Consider the following 20824-nt stretch of genomic DNA (forward strand, 5'->3'; position numbering starts at 1 on the left):
GTATTTCAATCAGTGGTACTGAGGGGGATCACTCGTGAGTGACGATATCTATGATCGGGTCCCACGATGGGTTCTTGCCGTCGGTCCCGTCGCCATTCTTATCGCGGTTTTCGGCTTGCTGTATCTCACATCGCCGTTTGGTGACCTCTCTGGCGTCGAGGAAGCGAGTACACTTGAGATCCTCTGGATGCTGGCGATCATCGGATCGATTGCGGGGATTATTCCGGTCGCGATCGGAATGCTCTGGTTTCCCTTCATCCGCGACCTTGATCCACGGTATCTTCACGCCTTCCTGGCGCTTGCCGGCGGTGTGCTCGCGTTCATCGCGGTCGAGATGGCCGAAGACCTGATCTTTGACTACGGCGTCGAGGTCCCAGACACGACGCTTGCTGGCGTTGCCGTCGGCGGGTCGACCCTCGCTGCAGTAACCGCAATTATCGGCGTTGGCGGAACGTTCGCCATCATGTACGCCGCGAGTGAGTGGCGTCAACGCAAGGCAGCAGCAAGCGAGAAGAGCGGCCTCGAGATCGCCTATCTCGTCGCACTCGCACTTGGACTGCACAGCATCGGCGAGGGGCTGGGTATTGGTGTTGCCTACATTCAGGGCGACGCTACGCTGCTCATGCTGCTCGTGCTGGCGTTCGTTATGCACAACGTGATGGAGGGTCCGACTGTCGTCGCTGCCGTCGCCCGGGACAGAGCGACGCCGCCGCTGCGACACTTCGCTGCAATGGGCATCATCGCCGGCGGTCCGGTTATCCTCGGCGGCTGGCTTGGCAGCTTCGCCCAGTCGAACATTCTCGCTGTCCTCTGTTTCGCGATCGCGATCGGCGCGATTCTCCAGGTGCTCATCGAGGTCGCAGACCTCATCCGATTCGACGCTGAGGATATCCTTACCCGAACCAACACGGCGACGTTCTGTATCGGGTTCGCCCTCATGTTCCTGCTCGAGGACGTTCTCGTTGACGTGCTTCTCGAGGGCTGGCTGATTCCGGTCTGAGTCGGTTTCGTTCTGTCCTTCGCGTAACGCCTTCTACTTCCCTCACTGGGTGTCCGCCCGACCACGTCACCGCCCGTAGTCACTCCTGACACTGGCCCATTGCGACGCTGCGTCATTGTCGTTCGATCCCACGTCAAAACACTGCCACTACCCGACCGTACCCGTCGGGTTTAAGGAATCCAATTACGAATAATTCAGTATGTCATCAATCGAACTGACCCCCAGTCAGAAGAAAATCCTTCGCGCGCTCACAAATCTCCACAAAGAGTCCGAAGATGCCATCAAAGGTGAAGACATTGCCGAACAGGTAGACCGCAATCCCGGCACCATCCGCAACCAGATGCAGAGTCTCAAAGCCCTCCAGCTCGTCGAGGGCGTCCCCGGGCCGAAAGGTGGCTACAAGCCAACCGCTGCCGCCTTCGAAGCTCTCGAGATCCAGCAGATGGACGACCCCGCTTCGGTCCCACTCGAGCACGAGGGCGAACCGGTTACCGACGTTATCGTCGAAGAGATCGACCTCTCGAGTGTCCATCATCCAGAACTCTGCCGTGCAGAGATCCACATGCAGGGGGCGATCAGCGGGATTCACGAGGACGACGAGGTTACCGTCGGTCCGACGCCGCTTTCGAAGCTCGTTATCGACGGCCGCGTCGACGGCAAGGACGATACGAACAATATCCTCATCCTGCGCATCGAGGATATGATTGCGCCGGCCGAAGAACCCGAGCACTGAGGGGTCACAGTCGCATCTGTTCTCTCATCTGCTGTTTTCTCGTTTCAGATAGCGGTGCCACTGAGTTGATTACGAACGATTTCCGACGAGGAGCCGCTATTTACGGAGAGTCAAGGAGACAGCCCTTCAGGGCGGGGAGGATGTCAAAGTGAACTGCGCTGTTGGTGACTGGAAACGAACCGCTATTGGTTCACTGTCGTTACCACACGATGTGGTGTTGTTGTTGTTGTTGTTCGCCCGGTCCCAAAAACAGCGATCAGGCTGGTTTATGCATTGGCAGTGATTAAAGACGCTGAATGGGCTTGATTCAGCTGATTCAGTCCACTCTGTCTGAATTCAGCCTGCGTTAGTTGGCTGTGTCCGCTTCAACTGTCTCAGCGTCTTCATCCTCGTCTTCATCTTCGTCATCATCTTCGTCATCGGCTTCACTCACCGCAGCCGGAATGACATCGACGCTGGCGACCGCATCGCCGTCTTCGACATCCATCACGATCACGCCCATGGTATTACGCCCGACCGTCGAAACCTCGTCGACGCGGGTGCGTACGATCTGGCCGCGCTCGCTCATCATCACCAGCTGGTCGTCTGCCGCGACCGCCTTCGCGGTCGTGACGGGACCGTTTCGCTCGCCGGTCTTGATGTCGATCAGTCCCTTGCCGTAGCGAGACTGGGTGCGATACTCAGAGAGCGGTGTCCGCTTCCCGTAGCCGTTCTGTGTCACCGTCAGCAGATTCTGCTCGTCGCCCTCGTCAGTCGCGACCAGCCCAGCCACGGCGTCATCGCCCTGGAGGTCGATGCCGTTGACTCCGCGAGCGTTGCGGCCCATCGCCCTGACTTCGTCCTCGTCGAACCGAATGGTCATGCCGTTCTCGCTGGCGATGACGAGGTCTTTGGTGCCGTCGGTGACCTCGACGTCGACGAGTTCGTCACCCTCCTGCAAGTCGGCTGCGATGATTCCGGTCGATCGGATGTTGTCGAACTCCGAGCCGGCGGTTCGCTTCACGTAGCCGTGTCGGGTCGCCATCGTGACGAACTCGTCGTCGCCGAAGGCGTCGGTGTCGACGATTGCCGTGATATCCTCACCGGAGTCGAGATCGAGGATATTGACTGCGGACTTCCCGCGGGCCGTGCGGCCCATCTCGGGAATTTCGTAGGTCTTGAGCTGATAGACTTTGCCCTGGTTCGTAAAGCAGAGCAGGTAGTCGTGTGTGTTCGCTCGGAAGACCGTCGCGACACGGTCATCTTCTTTGACATCAGCGCCGATGATCCCCTTGCCGCCCCGGCCCTGGGGATCGAACTGGTTGATTGGCATCCGCTTGACGTAGTCGTCTTCGGTCATGACGACGAACACCTCCTCCTCTGGAATGAGATCCTCGTGAGTGACCGTCCCCTGGTCCTCGATAATCGAGGTCCGACGGTCGTCGTCGTACTCGTCTTTGATCTCGCGGAGTTCCTCCTTGATGACCGAGAGCAGTTCCTGCTCGCTTTCGAGAATCGTCGTCAGGCGCTCGATCTCGGCCTGAACATCCTCGTACTCGTCCTCAATCTCCGCGGCTTCCATCGAGGTGAGGCTACCAAGTTGCATTCGGACGATGTGAGTCGCCTGTTCCTCGGAGAAGTCGTACGCTTCCTGCAGCGCCGCTTTCGCATCATCGCGCGTCTCGCTGTTGCGGATCAGATCGACGACATCCTCTGCGTTCTCGACGGCCTTCAGCCGGCCTTCGAGAATGTGTGCGCGGTCCTCGGCCTCCGTGAGATCGTACTCGCTGCGCCGACGAACAACCTCGCGGCGGTGGGCGATGTACTCCTCTAAGGTCTCCTTCAGCGACAGCACCTGTGGCTGGCCGTCGACTAGCGCGAGGTTGATGACACCGAAGGTTTTCTCGAGGTGGTTCTCGAGTAGCTTGTTCTTCACGACCTCGACGTTCGCGCCGCGCTTGCACTCGACGACGATGCGGACGCCGTCGCGGTCGGACTCGTCGCGCAGGTCCGAGATTCCCTCGATATCGCCCTCGGTGACGTCCTCGGCGATGCGCTCGACGAGACGAGCCTTGTTCTCCTGGTAGGGCAGTTCGGTGATGACGATGCGCTCGCGCCCGTTTTTCCACTCCTCGACCTCGAACTCGGCACGCACACGAATGCGCCCGCGGCCGGTCTTGTACGCCGAGTAGATGGCGTCGCGGCCGACGATGTTCGCTCCGGTCGGAAAGTCGGGACCCTTGACGTGCTCCATCAGGTCCTCGACCGTTGCGTCGGGGTCATCGATCAGTTCGATCGTCGCGTCGATGACCTCACCGAGGTTGTGCGGCGGAATGTTGGTCGACATTCCGACGGCGATCCCTGAGGAGCCGTTGACCAGCAGGTTCGGGAACGCCGACGGAAGGACGTCCGGTTCCTGCAGACGGTCGTCGTAGTTCGACGAGAAATCGACCGTATCCTTGTCGATGTCCTCGAGTAGCTCCTCGGAGACGGCGGCCATCCGGGCCTCAGTGTACCGGGGCGCTGCGGCCGGGTCGCCGTCCATGGAGCCGAAGTTCCCCTGCCCGTCCACGAGCGGGTAGCGCATCGAGAAGTCCTGAGCCATGCGGACCAGGGTATCGTAGATCGCGCTGTCGCCGTGGGGGTGGTAGTCACCCATCGTCTCCCCGACGATCGAGGAGGACTTGCGGTGGGACGACCGCGAGGTGACGCCCATCTCGTGCATCGCATACAGGATGCGCCGATGGACGGGTTTCAGGCCGTCACGGACGTCTGGGAGAGCACGACCCGCGATGACGGACATCGCGTAGTCAATGTAGCTCTGTTCCATCTCGTCTTCGATGCGGACGTTTTCGACCGCACGAGCCTCTACGTCTGTCGGATCGGGTACGTCTGAACTCATGTCTGTCTCACCACTAGATGTCGATCCACTCGGCTTCCGGCGCGTTCTCCTTGATGAACTGCTTGCGCGGCTCGACGGCGTCGCCCATCAGTACCGAGAACATCTTGTCCGCGGCGGCCGCGTCCTCGACCGTGATCTGCTTGAGGATGCGGTTCTCCGGGTTCATCGTCGTCTCCCAGAGCTGTTCGGGGTTCATCTCGCCGAGACCCTTGAACCGCTGGACCTGCGAGGGGTTGCCGTCGCACTTCTCTTCGACGATTTCGTCTCGTTCCACGTCCGTCATCGCATCGTAGGTCTCGCCACGATATCGGATGCGATACAGCGGCGGCTGGGTTGCATAGACGTAGCCACCCTCGAGTAGCGGCCGCATGTGCCGGTAGAAGAACGTGAGCATGAGCGTCCGGATGTGCGCCCCGTCGACGTCAGCGTCCGTCGCCATGATGATCTTCTTGTACCGGACGTCCTCGACATCGAACTCGTCACCGATCCCCGCGCCGATCCCGGTGATCATGTTCCGGATCTCGTCGTTCTCCAGAATGCGGTCGAGTCGGTGTTTCTCGACGTTCAGAATCTTCCCCTTGATCGGCAACACGGCCTGGAACTCCGGATTCCGGGCCTGTTTTGCACTCCCACCTGCGGAGTCTCCCTCCGCGATGAACAGTTCTGCCTCCTCTGGGTCCTTGGTCTGACAGTCCGCCAGCTTACCCGGCAGCGAGGTGGACTCGAGTGCCGACTTGCGGCGGGTCAACTCCTCAGCCTTCTGGGCGGCTTTGCGTGCCTTTGCCGCCTCGACGGCCTTCATCACGATGGCCTGGGCGGTGTCGGGATGTTCCTCGAAGTAGGTGCCGAGGCAGTCGTGCATGGCACCCTCGACGATTCCGCGGACCTCCGAGTTGCCGAGTTTCGTCTTCGTCTGGCCCTCGAACTGCGGGTCGGGATGTTTGACGGAGACGACGGCAGTGAGGCCCTCGCGGATGTCTTCGCCCTTGAGGTTCTCCTCGATATCCGAGAGCAGATTGTTCTCGTTGCCGTAGTCGTTGATGACGCGCGTGAGCGCCGTCTTGAACCCGGTGAGGTGGGTGCCACCCTCGCGAGTGTTAATGTTGTTCGCGAAAGCGTGAATCGAGCCCTGGAGCTCCTTGGTGGCCTGTATTGCCACCTCGACGCGGACGTTCTGATCTTCGTCTTCGAAGTAGATAATGTCCTCGTGCATTGCCGAGCGCGTCTCGTTCAGGTACTCGACGAACTCGCGGATGCCACCTTCGTACTCGTAGGTCTCTGCGACGGCCTCGCCCGCTTCGGTTCGCTCGCGCTCGTCGCGGAGCGTGATGCGAACCCCCGAGTTCAGGAAGGCCAGTTCGCGAAGTCGGTTCGACAGCGTCGAGAACGACATATCGGTCGTCTCGAAGATGTCCTCGTCCGGCCAGAACTGAATCTCGGTGCCGGTCTCCTCGTCTGGCTTCATGTCGCGGACGCGCTCCATGTCGCCGACGGGTTCGCCGATTTCGAAGGCGTGCTTGTAGACACCCCCGTCGCGTTTGACGGTCGTCTCGAGTCGGGTCGAGAGCGCGTTGACGACGCTCACACCCACACCGTGGAGGCCGCCAGAGACCTGGTAAGACTTGTTGTCGAACTTGCCACCCGCGTGGAGGACGGTTAGAATGACCTCGAGTGCGGGGCGGTCGTACTCTTCGTGCGTGTCGACGGGGATTCCCCGGCCATCGTCCGCGACGCTAACCGAACCGTCTTCGTTGATCGAGACGGTGATCTCGTCGCAGTGTCCGGCCAGTGCCTCGTCGATCGAGTTGTCCACCACTTCGTAGACGAGATGATGGAGGCCTCGAGAGTCGGTAGAACCGATGTACATCGCCGGCCGTTTGCGCACGGCTTCCAGGCCTTCCAAGACCTGAATCTGTCCGGCTCCGTACTCGCTTTCCTGGGACATATAACTCTAAAACCTGTTTTCGGGTAGTGGCCGACCCCTAATAAAACTCACGTACGCGCGCGAGCGCGAACGGCTGCGAGGCCCCGTCATCTGTCCGTTCATCGCAGTTCTCAGATGGACGTACATACTGCCCGCACCGTCACTCCCGCTTGTTTCGAGAGAAGGGAACTGCAGTGTGCAGACATCGAATTTGATCCATACCTGCAGGAGTGGGCACCAGATTCTTTTCGACCGGCAAATGAGCGCCGCATATCCGATGACTAGACCAACCTGGGACGCAGACGAGCACGAACCGAGCGCGAAACACGACCAGCGGGGGCGTTCCGGGCACTGTGCAACTGCGCGAGATGTCATCGTGCACAACCCCAACCCGAACCGACGCGGGCGGTGGCTTTCGGCAAGTATTGTCGTTCTCGGGGCCGTTGCGATTATACAGGCCGCTGCCTTCGATATCGTCGCGGGGCAACTCTGGAACGCACTTCTCGTCGGCACAGCGCTGATCGCAACTGGGGCATACAACTACGCCAAGAGAGCGGACGCGGCGTTCGGAAGCGTCGGTGTCGCGACACTCACTGCGATCCTCGGTCTCTGGCTCGTCGCATCGCCGTTTGTCATCGGCCCCGACACTGGCACCGTCGCAGCGGCGAACGACTTCAGCGCGGCGATGACTGCCGCCGTTGGTCTTTTCGTGTTCGTGATCGGGAGTTACAGCGCCGCCACGGCGCGACTGCGGCGAGGCAAAGCCGACGCTCGTGAGACTGCGGTGTACGACCGACGTGGGCAGTGATCCGTGACCTGTCCTGCCACTCGTCATTCGCGACTCGTCACCTCCCACCCGCCATCCGTGACCCGTCACACCAGCCGGTCATCGATCGGTTGGTGCAGCAAAAAAGGACTATAACTGTTGACCGCAACCGCGAGCGAACGGTGTTACCCGTGGATTCCCATCGCTTCGATCTGTTCCTGGTACCGGTTTCGGATGGTGACTTCGGTCACCTGTGCCACGTCTGCAACCTCGCGCTGCGTCTTCTTCTCGTTGCAGAGAAGCGACGCAGCATAGATCGCAGCGGCGGCATACCCGGTCGGAGACTTGCCCGAAAGGAGCCCTTCCTCGGCCGTCTTCTCGATGATTTCGTTGGCCTTGGTCTGGACTTCTTCGGACAGTTCGAGTTCAGAACAGAAGCGGGGAACGTACTTTTTCGGGTCGACGGGGCGCATCTCGAGGCCGAGTTCCTGCGAGATATACCGATACGTTCGACCGATTTCCTTGCGTTCGACGCGTGAGACTTCCGAAATTTCTTCGAGACTGCGTGGAATTCCTTCTTTTCGACAGGCAGCATACAGCGCAGACGTTGCGACACCTTCGATCGAGCGCCCACGAATGAGGTCTTCTTTGAGCGCGCGGCGGTAGATCACCGACGCGACTTCGCGGACGGATCGCGGGACACCGAGCGCGGATGCCATCCGGTCGATCTCACTGAGTGCGAACTGCAGATTGCGTTCGCCAGCGTCCTTCGTCCGAATACGCTCTTGCCATTTTCGCAGTCGGTGCATCTGACTGCGCTTTTTCGAGGAGATAGAGCGTCCGTAGGCGTCCTTGTCTTTCCAGTCGATCGTCGTCGTCAGCCCCTTGTCGTGCATCGTCTGTGTCGTTGGGGCACCGACACGGGACTTCTCCTGCCGTTCCTGGTGGTTAAACGCCCGCCACTCAGGGCCTGGGTCGATTTTTTCTTCCTCCACGACGAGCCCACAGTCCTCACAGATGAGCTCACCCCGGTCGGAGTCCTTTACGAGATTATCCGATTCACACTCGGGGCAGGCACGTACCCCCTCCTGATCTTCGGTCTCGTCCTTCTCACGCGTTCGCTCCCGCTGGCGGGTGGACCGTGTCATCGCACTTTTATAGTAGTATCACCAGCATACATAAACCTTTGGTAGCATGTTTCGGCTGTTGACGAAAGAAGCCCGAAATCGGGCGATATAAGGACTCAGATTCGAAGTTTACGATTTGAAACCGGAAAACCTTTATTTGAAACTGGCCGACCACAGCACCGAATGCCGGTCATCGAGTGTGACGTCGACGATGCGCGTGAACGCCTCACAGACGCCGGTGTCGCCGTCGAATCCGGAAACACCGACCACGAACGCTGGCGTGCGAGCCGCGGCGATGCAACCGCTGTCGCCTACGATAACAAGATCGTCATCCAGGGTAGCGAGCCCCGGGTACTCGAGTCCATCCTTCGCGAGGGCGGTGGTCGCGCACACGTTTACTTCGACGGTGGCGCGCGCGGGAACCCCGGTCCGGCGGGAATCGGCTGGGTGATCGTTACGAGCGAGGGGATCGTCGCGGAAGGCAGCAAACGAATTGGGCGCGCGACGAACAACCAGGCGGAGTACGAGGCGCTGATCGCTGCACTCGAGGCCGCGCGCGATTACGACTACGACGAGATTCACGTCCGCGGAGATTCGGAACTCATCGTCAAACAGGTGCGCGGAGAGTACAACACGAACAATCCGGAGCTGCGGGAGCGGCGCGTGACGGTCCACGAGCTGTTGCGCGCGTTCGACGAGTGGACGCTGGAACACGTTCCACGTGAGGTCAACAGTCGGGCGGACGAACTCGCGAACGAAGCACTGGATGGCTCGTAAGCACGTCGGTCAGGACCACCGGGTGACTGCTCGAACGCCGGATCAGCAAGCCACAAACCCTCGCGCACGAACACTCTTGTATGACTGCTGATCTCCCCGATGACGTCGCCGAGGACGCCGAACGCCTCACTCGCCTCGCACGCAAGACGCCTGACGAGAACGAGGCAACAGCCTACGAGGACCGCCGAGACGACCTGTTGGCCTCCCACGAGTACCGCTCCCGTATCCGCAACGAGGGCGATGCCGTCCTCGTGCTCCACCCCGCCGAGTGGCACGATAGCGAGGAAGGCGTCATCAGAACCGACCAGATCGACGACCTCTCGCGCGCGGTCGAGATCCAACTCGAGGGCACTGCCGATCCGGACGACTGGGAGACCGCCGACGCTGCTAACCGAGAACTCGCCGAAGCGGTCCGCGAGGAGTACGACGACGTTCACGGCGAGAACGCACGCCTGCTCGCAGATTTCGCTGGCAACCACTACGCGAAGCCGATCACATCGCTGACTCCCGCGGAACTCGCGGAGTTCAGCTCCGAGTACGTCGTTCGAAACGCGTGGCCAACTGAAGCACAGACGGCTGTGCTCGAGGAGTCACTCGAGTTGGTATTCGAAGTAGCCGACGAACCGTACCCGGGGATCGAGAGAGAGACAGCACAGCCGGCACTGGATGACGCCGTTGGTGAGGATAGCGAGTAGAGCGTTGGTGCGAACGTGTGGTTGCGAACGAGTCTGAGGAGGGGAGTCGGCCGTTCGTACTGGAGCGTAACTGGAGTGCTGTTGCGCTGTCGCGGTGTTTGCTATCGTCCCGTTGGACTGTTCGCTATCTACTCTTGTACTGACGCGCGGACCGCAAAACGAAGTACCGAACTGCCCGACAGTTCAGTAGCTGTTCTCGATGATCTCGCTGATCTCGTCGGCGCGGTCGTCGCCCGTGACGACCTTCGAGAGGGTCCAGCTGAGGCCGTCGAGGACGGCGTCGTAGCCGTCGTCGGTCAGCGAGTACTGGTTGGTCCGCTTGTCGAGTTCGCTCTTTTCGACCAGCCCGAGGTCGACGAGCTCGTCGAGGTTGGGGTAAAGACGCCCGTGGTTGACTTCGGTTCCGTAGTAGTCCTCGAGTTCGCGCTTGATCGCCAGGCCGTACATCGGTTCCTTGGCGAGGATGACGAGGATGTTGTTCTGGAACGCTGTAAGTTCTCGTGCAATACTCTGTTCGCCGGTGATTGATTGTGCCTCTGACATACCTGTGCAAATGTCACCAGACTATTTAAGACTTGCCAACCATTCGGTAATATCGTCGGGTTAGATCGCATCTAACCGCTGACGATGAGTACAGGCGGGTCTGTACTCGGTGCCCGTGTGTGTCGGCTGTCTGGCAACCGTCACGTAGAACGTGAAACGTGATTAGGAAAGTACTTTTTGATCCACCGTGGAGAGTGCGGTGCATGGTCAATCTCTGGGAAGATATCGAGACCGGACCGAATCCACCCGAAGAGATCTACGCTGTCGTCGAGTGTCTCAAGGGCGAACGGAACAAGTACGAGTACGACAAGGACGTGCCGGGCGTCGTCCTCGACCGCGTACTCCACAGCAACGTTCACTACCCCAGTGACTACGGGTTCATCCCGCAGTCGTACTACGACGACGAAGACCCCTTCGACGTGCTCGTCCTCGTCGAAGATCAGACGTTCCCCGGCTGTGTCATCGAAGCCCGCCCCGTCGCCCTGATGAAGATGGACGACGACGGCGAACAGGACGACAAGGTCATTGCCGTTCCGACGGAGGACCCACGCTACGATCACATCGAAGATCTCGAGGACATCCCACAGCAGCAACTCGACGAGATCGACGAGTTCTTCGCGACGTACAAGAACCTCGAAGCGGATAAGGAAGTCGAGACGCTGGGCTGGGAGGACAAGCAAGCGGCCTACGACGCGATCGAGCACGCCCAGGACCTCTACGAAGAGAACTTCGAATAGCCTCGACACTCTTTTCTCGTCATTCTCGTTGTTTCCAGTCGTTTCCTACCGTTTCCCACCACTTTTGCTTCGACGGACGTGCACCAATCTCGACACCATTCGGAGAGTCAATTCACCATGGTTATCCAACCACGGGTCGCTCATGCATTATGAGCATGGGTAATTTTAACCCTGTGTAGGTGATACACTGATCCGTCATGGCAGTAACCAACCCGTCCTCGCGTGAATCGGTACCGGCCAACGAGCAGGCAGCCGGTGTCGGAATGCGTCACGTGACGGTCGTCCCGACCAACTTCGAGGCCGCCGAGGAAGATGCAACCCTCGAGTCAACCGCCAGTTCTGACCCCAACACTGACGCCGCTGCTGATGGTCGGGACGACTGATACGGTCTGCTGTAACGGTTTACCGGCCTGACCGCAGGACGGCTCGCGGTCGAGCCGGAAATGACTTACAGTAGTCCGTATGAGACACCGTAGTAACGCCCTCCTCCTCGGGTCGCGTCTTTCACTGCTACCTTCTCTGTTGTCTATAGTAACACCTGCAACTAGTTACACACTGATCGCACGTTCGCGGTTCTCGTTCAGTTCACTCGCTCCGAACCGCGCTGCCGTCGTGCGATCAGGTGCGCAGTGACTTGCAGTGGCTACTATAGTTACAGCGCTCCCATATCGAGGGCCCCGTCCGCTGAGAAGGGTTTCGTCCTTCTCAAAAGAGTGTCCCGAAACGAACCTTCTTGTATACGGTTGAACTACGTCCGTCCATGGGTCTATTCGACCGGTTGCGGGGCGATGATGCCCCCCGCGTCGCATTTATTGGGGTCGACGGCGTGCCGTACAGTCTACTCTCGGAGAACGAAGACCTGTTCCCGAACTTTGCAACACTCGCCGACGAGGGGACGGCGGGCGAAATTTCGAGTATCGTTCCGCCGGAATCGAGCGCCTGCTGGCCGTCGTTGACGACCGGTGTTAATCCCGGTGAGACCGGTGTCTACGGCTTCCAGGATCGCGAGGTCGGCACCTACGATACCTACGTCCCAATGGGCAACGAAGTCCAGGCCGACCGCGTCTGGGATCGCGTCCAGGAGGAGGGCCGCCGGGCCACCGTGATGAACGTCCCCGTCACCTTCCCACCCCAACGCAACGTCCAGCGAATGGTTTCGGGCTTCCTCTCGCCAGGTCTCGAGAAGGCTGCCTATCCGGACGACGTCCGCGACTACCTCGACACACTTGATTACCGGATCGACGTCAACCCGAAACTGGGTCACGAGGAGAACAAAGAGGAATTCATCGAGGACGCCCACGCAACCCTCGACGCCCGGTTTGAGGCGTTCAAACACTACATCGAGGAGGACGACTGGGACCTGTTCTTCGGTGTCTTCATGACGACCGACCGGGTCAACCACTTCCTCTTCAAGGACTACGAGCGTGACGGGCAGTACAAGGACGAGTTCATCGAGTTCTACCAGAAGGTCGATGACTACATCGGCCGCCTGCGCGAGGCGCTGCCCGACGACGTGACCATGATCGTTGCCTCCGACCACGGATTCACCAGTCTGGACTACGAGGTCCACTTCAACGAATGGCTCCGCGAAGAGGGCTGGCTCTCCTTCCAGGACAACGATCCCGAGGAACTGGGAGACATCGCAGCGGAGACGAAGGCCTACTCGTTCATCCCCGGCCGTTTCTACATCAACCTCGAAGGCCGCGAACCTCGCGGCTCCGTTTCCGAAGACGAGTACGACGACGTCCGGGACGAACTCAAGGCAGCTCTCGAGGCACTCGAGGGCCCGGACGGAAACAAGGTGGTCGAACGCGTCGTGGAAAAAGAAGATGCGTTCCGTGGCGATCACGACGATATCGCGCCCGATCTGGTCGCAATTCCGAGCAAGGGATTCGATCTCAAGTCCGGCTTCAAGGCCGATTCTGAGGTATTCACGACCGGTCCGCGAAACGGGATGCACAGCTTCGACGACACTTCGCTGTACATCGACGAGCCGAGTGCCTCGATCGGCGATGCTGACCTCTTCGACATCACGCCGACGATTCTCGACCTGCTAGACATCGAGTACAGTCGCGGCGAGTTCGACGGCGCAAGTCTGGCCTGAATCGGTGACTTGCGGGCGGTTTCCTGTTGTCGCTCTCCCACTATCGCTGTTTCCCGCTCGTCGATTCGAGTCCGTTTTCCGCCCGGCGACGTACCGCCAACCAGAGACACTATGGAGGAACACATCCACGCTCAGGGTCACGAGCATGTCCGCGCCGAGCACACAAGCACGTTCGAGGTAACCACCGACGACTATCTCACACCCGCAGGTGACTGTATCCTCGCTATCAACGCCGACCGCGCACCTGCGGACTTCGACCCCGACTTCATTACCGCGTGCCAGGACGCCGACGCCACCATTACCGTCACCATCGAGGCCGACGGCCACACCGAAACAGTGACCGGTCGTGGAGATCCGGCACTCGAGTACACGAACGAACGAAGCGCGGTTGGCCGGACCAGTGACTACGTCGATGACCGGACGATTATGGTGGGGGCTGAGTTTGCTGCGGATGGGTTCGATCGCGATCTTATCGAGGCGCTTGCGGCGGGTGCAGACGTGACGGTGACGTTCAGGGTCGAGTAGCACGCTGTATTCGCAGTATGTGGCAGGTAATTCGTCGTGCTGTTGGGCCAAGACGACCCGAACGGCCACAACACAAATGGCAGAGAACGAGAATCGGTCAGTATGTCACAACGCGTTATTTGTCCGCACTGCTCGGCGAAGACTGCTGTCGATATCGATCGAACAGTACTCAGGACGCGTGAACGGACTGGTTCGCTTCGAGATGGCTACGATAGATCGGCGACGTGTGACGAGTGCGAGGAGACGTTTGCGTGTAAGGTCGAGGACCCGCTACGTCACTGAGTTCTTGGTTTTTGGTGCTGTTAGTGCTGCTGGTGCTAGAGCTTCTGTGTGCTATTAAATCGACTGTGTTGAACAGCCATACGGCGTGGATTCCACTGTTTCACGGCAAATTTGTGTTGTAGCGGCACACACTATGGCAATTTCTCGAAACTCACGGAACCAAGGTCACGTTCGCACGGCGAAGCCGAGCGAGGTGGTTGACGCCGAGACGAGTTTCGGTCTCGATCGTAGAGCGCTGATTGGAGCGCCGCTCATCGATTCTGGAGTTACTCTACGATTTGTTTGGTTGTTGTGTGGGGCCGTGTCACTCCGGTACTGCCGCGACTGCGTCTGCCACCGTCGTTCCGACCTGTTCGTAGAACTGTCCACGGAGGCTATCAGCGTGTTGTGACATCTGGGTTAGGATCACGATGTGATCAGACTCAACGACGAACACAATGTCGAGGTCGATGTCGAAGAATGTCCCTCGAATAATAAATTTCGTTTTGTCGTACAACCCTTCGTGGTTCGGCGAGACTTTCCGGCAGACGTAGCCAGATCGGTCTCGGAGAGTGGTCTTCAGCTCTGCTGGCGTGAGATAGCGGTCGCATTTCTTGCGTGCTGTCGTGGTAATACGAATCGTATCAAGTGGCGACTCAGCGGTCACACGCGAATACTACCGCCAGACGAACTTAAAACGATACGGCGATGCGTTCGCTATCGATCAATCCAATCTGGACCGCAGAGAAAAACCGATACGCATGTCTCCCTGACAGAACCGTATGAGCGACGAGTCGGAACAACCGGCGGATCCAGAACCCGATGTCAACATCAGCGGTGGGACGACAGGTGGCGATGTCGCCACCTCGTTCGATCCTGCAACCGCCGAAACGCGAGCCGAACGCGTCGTCGACCGGCTCGGGGAGCGCTACTGGCAGAAGACCTACGGCGGACAGGACGCTTTCACCTGTCTCGTCCGCACGATTCTGAGTCAGAACACGAGCGACAAAGCAAGCCAGCCAGCACACGATGCACTGATCGAACGCTACGGGCACTCGAGTTCACGTGCGGATGAAACGGGAGCCAGCGCCGAAGCCGAGACGGGACCCACGCCAGCCAACGACGGCGAAGCGGACCTTGCGGTCGCACTCGCACACGCCGAGCAGTCACAACTTGCCGAGACCATCAGTTCCGCGGGGCTCTACAACCAGAAATCCGAGATGCTCATCGGCGCGGCTGAGTGGGTCTGTGACGAGTTTGGCTCCGCGGCCGAGTTCGACCGATTCGTCACAGATGAAGCTCCCGACACCGTTCGCGAGACGCTCCTCGACGTGCGCGGGGTCGGTCCAAAGACGGCCGACTGTGTTCTTCTCTTTGCTGGCGGCCGCGGCGGCGTCTTCCCGGTTGACACGCACGTCCACCGAATCTACCGGCGCATGGGTATCGCACCCGCCGAGGCCGACCACGAGGAGGTCCGCGCGGTTCTCGAGGCCGAGGTGCCGGCCGCGAAGTGCGGCTTCGGACACACGGCCACGATCCAGTTCGGCCGCGAGTGCTGTACCGCGCGAAAACCGGCCTGTCTCGAGGACCCTGAGGCGTGCCCGATGGCCGACATCTGCGACCAGGTCGGTGTCTACCCCGAGACGGGCGAGGTCGTCGATCCTGCTGACGCGCCGACGTAACCTGCGCTAGGGTGTATAGTAGCCACTGCAAGTCACTACATACCTGATTCGTACGACTGCCGTGCGACCAATGTGTACATCGTTGCAGTGTCACTAGAGCTATTTCCGCACTCGAGTACCACACTCCCTATGGCACGCCCCCTGACACTCCTGAAGACCGCCGTCTTCACTGTCCTCGTTCCGGGCACCGTCGCCGGACTGATTCCCTGGCTGCTTGGGCGGAGTGATCTCGAGTACGACGTACTCGAGTTGTCGTCGGTCCAGCGCCTTGGACAACTCTCTCTGGTCGGTGGCGTTCTCCTGTATCTGCACACCGCGTTCCGGTTTGCGGACAGTGACGGGACACCATCGCCGAGCGATGAACCGGACGAACTCGTCACCGGTGGTGTCTACGCCTACAGCCGGAATCCGATGTATATCGGTGTCGTACTGGTCGTTGTTGGCTAGGCGATTCGGTACCGATCAGCGCTCGTCAGTTGGTGGGCGGTCGGCTGTCTGCTCGGCTTTCACAGACGCGTCGTGAGGTACGAGGAGCCGCATCTGGCGGCCGAACACGGCGAGGCGTTCGATGCATATGCAGAGCGTGTCCCGCGCTGGTTTCCTCTGTCACGGGTTCTTCGCCGAGTCGTCGAATAAGCGAACCGCTCGGTTCTGTACCGCTTGTCCGTGGCTATTTACCGTCATATATGTGATAGTTCACTTTCTCATCTGGTCTGGTAGGGTGAGGTTGTTGGGACAGACGACTCCGTGTCAACATTGACGGCCAATAGTGAGTGAGCGTCGCTTCCTGTGGAGTGTATGGTCATGAGTCACAAGATGTAGTTCGAACATCACAACGGTTTTATGTCGCAATCGGGGTAGAACCGGGGCACCAATGGCTGCAGGCCCAGAACGGGATGCAGAGGTTGACGAGACGAAGTCCGCGATCGACGCTTCAACTACCACATCGGCTGGATCTACCTCGAGACGGCGGTTACTCTCCGCAACGGCGGTTGGTTCTGTCACTGCCCTCGCCGGCTGTGCCGAACTGCTCGGCAGTGGGGACCCGCTGCGCGTGAGTATCTGGAGCGGCAATTACGCAGATCGCTTCGAGGAAGGTGTTGTCGACCGATACGAGGCTGACCACGACACCGAAATCGAGATTCACCGTGGCTGGGACGAAATCCTGGCCGACATCCAGTCGGCACCTGAGGATAACCCGCCGTTCGACGTCACCGTTGCCGAGGGGAACTTCTACTACTACGGCCGTCAGCAGGACCTCTTCGAGCCGATTCGCGAGGAGAATATCCCGAACGCCGACGGTATCATCGACTTCTACAGCGAAATGCGCGACACGGAGTACGGGCTCCCCGTCGACGGCGCGCCGTGTACCATCATCCACCGGGAGGACGCAGACGTTGACCCCGAACAGTGGGGCGACCTCTCCTCGTCGGCCGTCGCCGACAGCACCGGTATCGGCGTCGATACCGGCTTCTGGTGGTACCCGCTCTACGCCGCCGCGATCGGCATGGACGAGGAAGACGGTGCTGGCGAGATGCACGACGAGGCCTACCACGACGACGTGCTCGATCAGGTCGAGGACTGGAACGTCCAGAGCTGGGCGAGCTCCGGCGAGGACATCTGGCGAGCCTTTGAAAACGGCGTCATCGATGTCGCCCAGTGGTACTACGACCAGACCGCCTACGACATCGACGACTACGACGGGCTGACCCACACGATGCCCGACCAGACAACTGGCTGGCTCAACAACTGGTGTGTCGTCCGCGGCACCGACAAACGCGCCGAGGCAGAGGAGTTCATCAACTTCCTGCTCGACGCCGACGTGCAGTCCGAGTGGTCCGAACACGCGCCGATGGTGTTCAGCAACGAGGACATCGAGTACGCCGAGGGACTCGAGGACGACCTTCCGACGACGACCGAGGAGGCACAGGACATCGCGTTCCCGGACTGGGAGTTCCTCGCGAGCCACGACGATCACCTGTCAGACCAGTTCTCGACGATCCAACAGCAGTCCTGAGCAGCGACGGCGACACTCCATCACTCACACCACAATTTCACCTACCTGTCACTGAGCGCACTCCATACCAACTCCATATCAATGTCAGAAATCACACTGCACGACTTAGAAAAGCAATACGGCGAGACGACCGCCGTCGAAGAGGTCTCCGTCGAAATCGAAGACGGCGAGTTGCTGTGTCTGCTCGGCCCGAGCGGCAGCGGCAAGTCGACGACCCTGCGCATGATCGCCGGTCTCGAGACGCCCACGAGCGGCGAGATCTCGATCAACGGCGACGACGTCACCGACGATCCGGCATACGAACGAACCACCTCGACGGTGTTCCAGGACTGGGCACTGTTCCCGCACAAGACCGTTCGCGAGAACGTCGAGTTCGGCCTCAAGATGCGCGGCGTCCCGGCCGACGAGCGCGCACAACGGGCCGAGTCGATGCTCGAGCGCGTCCAGATGGACGGGTACGGCGACGACGATCCGACGAACCTGAGCGGCGGCCAGAAACAGCGCGTCGCACTCGCCCGCTCGCTCGCGGTCAATCCGGATGTCCTCCTGCTCGACGAACCGCTGTCGAACCTCGACAAGCGCCTGCGCGAGGACATGCAGATCGAACTCCGCGAAATCCACGAGGATTTAGACGAGACCTTCGTCCACGTCACCCACGACCAGGACGAGGCGTTCACGCTCGCCGACCGCATCGGCATCATGGATCAGGGGGAACTCATCCAGGTCGGCGACCCCGACGAAGTCTACGAGAACCCGAAGAACCAGTTCATCGAGTCGTTCCTCGGCGATACCAACTTCGTCAACAGTCGCGTCACACGAGCGACTGCCGACGCCGTCTACGTCGACACCGACCTCGGCACCGAACTCGTATTACCGACAGACGCCGAACCAGCCGTCGACGAGGGAACGGCACTCACGCTCTCGTTGCGCCCGGAAATTCTCTCGATCGACCAACCGTCTGCTGATGGCGGCACGGCCGCTGCTGACGCCAGCGAGCAACTCGCCACCGACGGCAGCTCGCGAACCGCCGTCACCGGCACCGTCGAGAACGTCGTCTACCGCGGCTCGACCGTTCGCTACTCCGCCGACATCGACGGCACGTCCATGTTCGCCGAGCGAACCGACGCGAGTACCGGCGCGCTGTCGGCCGACGACCAGATCCGACTCGAGTGGAACGGCGCAGACGTGCTGGCCTTCCGCGAGGACGGAACGCGGGTTTCCCTCTAAGCAATGTCTGAGACGACATCACTGCCACAGATCCCGACCTCGCTCGCCTCGCTCCGGGAGTCGGTCGCCGGCCAGTCGAGTTCGACACGGGCGCTCCTGCTAATGGCCCCGCTGATCGCGTTCGAACTGCTGGTGTTCGTGATTCCGTTCCTGATCCTGCTGCGGATCAGCTTCGCGGAACCATCGAGCGATCTGATCTACGAACCGGGGACGTGGTCGGTCGAGGCCTACGCCGGCGTCATCGACAACATCCTGGCGTTCGAGTTGTTCTGGAGTATCGTCAGCTACTCGTTCCTGTTAGGGATCGTGGTGACCGTCGTGACGGTCGCGCTCGCGCTGTTCTACGCGTACGCCATCTGGCGCGCGACCGGGCTGATCAAGACGCTCTTGCTGTTCTCGGTCGTCTTGCCGCTGCTGACGACGCTTGTCATCCGGACGTACGCATTCTCACCGCTGCTGTCGCCGACAGGGACATTCAACGACCTCTTGCTTTCGGTCGGTCTCCTCTCGGACCCCGTCCAGTTCGTTCCAAGTACGGTTGGTGCCGTGATCGGCCAGGTCTACATCGTCCTGCCGTACGCCGTGCTGGCGATCTACAGCGTGCTGGCGACGATGGACTGGCACGTCGTCGAGGCAGCCCGAGACCTCGGTGCGAGTCGACCGCGCTCTGTTGTGGAGGTCGTCGTGCCACAGGCGATGCCCGGCATTATCGTCGCAGCGGTCATCTCCTTCGCTTGGAGCGTCGGCGCGTACGCCGCACCGGGACTGCTCTCGGAGAACATTACGTTCGCACTCTACGTCGAGGAGTTGTTACTTGGCGACCTGCGTTATCCGACCGCCGCCGCACTGTCGGTCATCATGCTCGTCCTGATGCTCGTCACGATTTCGATCATGTTCGCCGTTCTCAACCGCTTCGGAGGTGACTTCGACCTTGCATAGAGAGACACTCGAGAACGCCGTGTTCCGTGCCGGCTACGGCGCGCTGCTGGTGTTCATGTTGTTGCCGCTGCTCGTCGTCGTCGTGACGTCGTTCTCGGCGTCGAGACGGGTCGCGTTCCCACCGGACAGCTACTCGTTCGTCTGGTATGTCGATTTCTTCGACAGCACACAGTGGTTAGACGCCTTCACGAACAGCATCGTCATCGGCGTCGGAACGGCGCTGCTCGCAACGGTGCTCGGCGTGCTGGGTGCGTTCGGGCAGGAACTGGAAACTGACAGCGTGGTCGGCTCGGTTGTGGCACCGGTCGTGTTGATCCCGCTGTTGATCCCGCCGGTGATACTCGGCATCACGCTGTTGCTGTACTTCAACGAAGTCGGCCTGCGGGGATCCTACGCGAGCATCATTCTGGCGCACACGCTGTGGGCGACACCGCTCGTCTACTTCGTGATGCGCTCGGTATTCAGCCGGTTCGACTGGCAACAGCTCGACGCGGCCCACGACCTCGGTGCGGGGCCGGTTCGCTCGTTCGTCTATGTCGTTCTACCGAACGTGAAACACGGCATCTTCGTGGGCGGGCTGCTGGCGTTCATCATTAGCCTGCAAGAGTTCGTGATGGCGCTGTTCCTCTCGACGCCAGGGACTGAGACGATTCCGGTGCTCGCCTGGACGGAGATCCGCCAGGCGCTCGATCCGATGGTGAGCGTCGTCTCGACGTTCCTCATTCTGATCTCGATCGGCGCAATCATCGTCGCCGCGATTGCGACGAACCTCGAGTGGGTGTCGAAACAGCTCTCCTAACTCCTTTTCGAGGCCGACGGTCGTCGAATTTCATTTCTGCCACATCTTGATTGAAAATCGTAGTACCCTCTTGTGGGCGATTACAGC

General features: G+C 60.1%; 21 protein-coding genes. 16 read left to right on the forward strand and 5 right to left on the reverse strand.

What is annotated here, in order from left to right:
- Nucleotides 1-34 precede the first annotated feature (34 nt).
- Both C482_RS12780 and C482_RS12785 read left to right on the forward strand, forming a co-directional pair.
- Nucleotides 35-1000, forward strand: coding sequence for a ZIP family metal transporter (locus C482_RS12780; RefSeq protein ID WP_006168044.1), 966 nt, complete (start codon nt 35-37; stop codon nt 998-1000).
- Nucleotides 1001-1199: 199 nt separating this feature from the next.
- The gene (locus C482_RS12785; protein ID WP_006168046.1) at nt 1200-1733 is read left to right on the forward strand and encodes an Rrf2 family transcriptional regulator; all 534 of its coding nucleotides are present in this window, start codon (nt 1200-1202) and stop codon (nt 1731-1733) included.
- Nucleotides 1734-2079: 346 nt separating this feature from the next.
- Here C482_RS12785 and gyrA read toward each other — a convergent pair whose 3' ends face one another.
- The gene (gene gyrA / locus C482_RS12790) at nt 2080-4614 is read right to left on the reverse strand and encodes a DNA gyrase subunit A (protein ID WP_006168047.1); all 2535 of its coding nucleotides are present in this window, start codon (nt 4612-4614) and stop codon (nt 2080-2082) included.
- Between the two features lie 13 nt (nt 4615-4627).
- Nucleotides 4628-6559 carry a DNA topoisomerase (ATP-hydrolyzing) subunit B gene (gyrB, locus tag C482_RS12795; RefSeq protein ID WP_006168049.1) on the reverse strand — a complete coding sequence of 644 codons (1932 nt, stop codon included), beginning with the start codon at nt 6557-6559 and terminating at the stop codon, nt 4628-4630.
- A gap of 256 nt (nt 6560-6815) precedes the next feature.
- Here gyrB and C482_RS12800 point away from each other — a divergent pair, with 256 nt between their 5' ends.
- Nucleotides 6816-7346 carry a hypothetical protein gene (locus C482_RS12800; RefSeq protein WP_049896697.1) on the forward strand — a complete coding sequence of 177 codons (531 nt, stop codon included), beginning with the start codon at nt 6816-6818 and terminating at the stop codon, nt 7344-7346.
- Nucleotides 7347-7489: 143 nt separating this feature from the next.
- On the opposite strand, the gene C482_RS12805 is transcribed toward C482_RS12800, so the two are convergent.
- Nucleotides 7490-8452, reverse strand: coding sequence for a transcription initiation factor IIB (locus C482_RS12805; RefSeq protein ID WP_004213785.1), 963 nt, complete (start codon nt 8450-8452; stop codon nt 7490-7492).
- Between the two features lie 162 nt (nt 8453-8614).
- Between C482_RS12805 and rnhA the strand changes: the two genes are divergently transcribed.
- Nucleotides 8615-9208 carry a ribonuclease HI gene (gene rnhA / locus C482_RS12810; protein WP_006168053.1) on the forward strand — a complete coding sequence of 198 codons (594 nt, stop codon included), beginning with the start codon at nt 8615-8617 and terminating at the stop codon, nt 9206-9208.
- Between the two features lie 80 nt (nt 9209-9288).
- Nucleotides 9289-9903, forward strand: a complete 615-nt coding sequence (locus tag C482_RS12815) for a DUF7108 family protein (RefSeq protein ID WP_006168055.1) — start codon at nt 9289-9291, stop codon at nt 9901-9903.
- 183 nt (nt 9904-10086) lie between these two features.
- Here C482_RS12815 and C482_RS12820 read toward each other — a convergent pair whose 3' ends face one another.
- A complete protein-coding gene (locus C482_RS12820) occupies nt 10087-10446 on the reverse strand; it encodes a PadR family transcriptional regulator (RefSeq protein WP_006168056.1) in 360 nt (119 codons plus the stop codon).
- 203 nt (nt 10447-10649) lie between these two features.
- Here C482_RS12820 and C482_RS12825 point away from each other — a divergent pair, with 203 nt between their 5' ends.
- The 5 genes from C482_RS12825 to C482_RS22410 all read left to right on the forward strand — a co-directional run bounded on the left by C482_RS12825 (nt 10650) and on the right by C482_RS22410 (nt 14094).
- Nucleotides 10650-11183 carry an inorganic diphosphatase gene (locus C482_RS12825; RefSeq protein ID WP_006168057.1) on the forward strand — a complete coding sequence of 178 codons (534 nt, stop codon included), beginning with the start codon at nt 10650-10652 and terminating at the stop codon, nt 11181-11183.
- Nucleotides 11184-11380: 197 nt separating this feature from the next.
- Complete coding sequence (locus tag C482_RS12830; protein WP_006168059.1) at nt 11381-11566, forward strand: hypothetical protein; 186 nt, start codon at nt 11381-11383, stop codon at nt 11564-11566.
- 377 nt (nt 11567-11943) lie between these two features.
- Nucleotides 11944-13287, forward strand: a complete 1344-nt coding sequence (locus C482_RS12835; protein WP_006168061.1) for an alkaline phosphatase family protein — start codon at nt 11944-11946, stop codon at nt 13285-13287.
- A 111-nt stretch (nt 13288-13398) separates the two neighbouring features.
- On the forward strand, nt 13399-13812 hold the full coding sequence (locus C482_RS12840) for a DUF371 domain-containing protein (RefSeq protein WP_006168063.1): 414 nt from the start codon (nt 13399-13401) through the stop codon (nt 13810-13812).
- 102 nt (nt 13813-13914) lie between these two features.
- On the forward strand, nt 13915-14094 hold the full coding sequence (locus tag C482_RS22410; protein ID WP_083858618.1) for a hypothetical protein: 180 nt from the start codon (nt 13915-13917) through the stop codon (nt 14092-14094).
- A 304-nt stretch (nt 14095-14398) separates the two neighbouring features.
- Here the strand turns inward: C482_RS22410 and C482_RS12845 are convergent, their stop codons facing one another.
- Nucleotides 14399-14740, reverse strand: a complete 342-nt coding sequence (locus tag C482_RS12845; RefSeq protein ID WP_006168064.1) for a hypothetical protein — start codon at nt 14738-14740, stop codon at nt 14399-14401.
- Nucleotides 14741-14855: 115 nt separating this feature from the next.
- On the opposite strand from C482_RS12845, the gene C482_RS12850 reads away from it, so the two are divergent.
- The 6 genes from C482_RS12850 to C482_RS12875 all read left to right on the forward strand — a co-directional run bounded on the left by C482_RS12850 (nt 14856) and on the right by C482_RS12875 (nt 20737).
- The gene (locus C482_RS12850) at nt 14856-15755 is read left to right on the forward strand and encodes an endonuclease III domain-containing protein (RefSeq protein WP_006168066.1); all 900 of its coding nucleotides are present in this window, start codon (nt 14856-14858) and stop codon (nt 15753-15755) included.
- Between the two features lie 129 nt (nt 15756-15884).
- Nucleotides 15885-16202: a methyltransferase family protein gene (locus tag C482_RS22740; RefSeq protein ID WP_006168067.1), complete on the forward strand. Its 318-nt coding sequence runs from the start codon at nt 15885-15887 to the stop codon at nt 16200-16202.
- A gap of 427 nt (nt 16203-16629) precedes the next feature.
- A complete protein-coding gene (locus C482_RS12860; protein WP_006168068.1) occupies nt 16630-17772 on the forward strand; it encodes an ABC transporter substrate-binding protein in 1143 nt (380 codons plus the stop codon).
- A gap of 81 nt (nt 17773-17853) precedes the next feature.
- Nucleotides 17854-18999 carry an ABC transporter ATP-binding protein gene (locus C482_RS12865; RefSeq protein ID WP_006168069.1) on the forward strand — a complete coding sequence of 382 codons (1146 nt, stop codon included), beginning with the start codon at nt 17854-17856 and terminating at the stop codon, nt 18997-18999.
- A gap of 3 nt (nt 19000-19002) precedes the next feature.
- Complete coding sequence (locus C482_RS12870) at nt 19003-19938, forward strand: ABC transporter permease (protein WP_006168070.1); 936 nt, start codon at nt 19003-19005, stop codon at nt 19936-19938.
- The gene (locus C482_RS12875) at nt 19931-20737 is read left to right on the forward strand and encodes an ABC transporter permease (RefSeq protein ID WP_006168071.1); all 807 of its coding nucleotides are present in this window, start codon (nt 19931-19933) and stop codon (nt 20735-20737) included. Before C482_RS12870 ends, C482_RS12875 begins: the two co-directional genes overlap by 8 nt.
- Nucleotides 20738-20824 lie beyond the last annotated feature (87 nt).

Origin of the sequence: Natrialba chahannaoensis JCM 10990 (assembly GCF_000337135.1) — an archaeon.
Classification (GTDB): domain Archaea; phylum Halobacteriota; class Halobacteria; order Halobacteriales; family Natrialbaceae; genus Natrialba; species Natrialba chahannaoensis.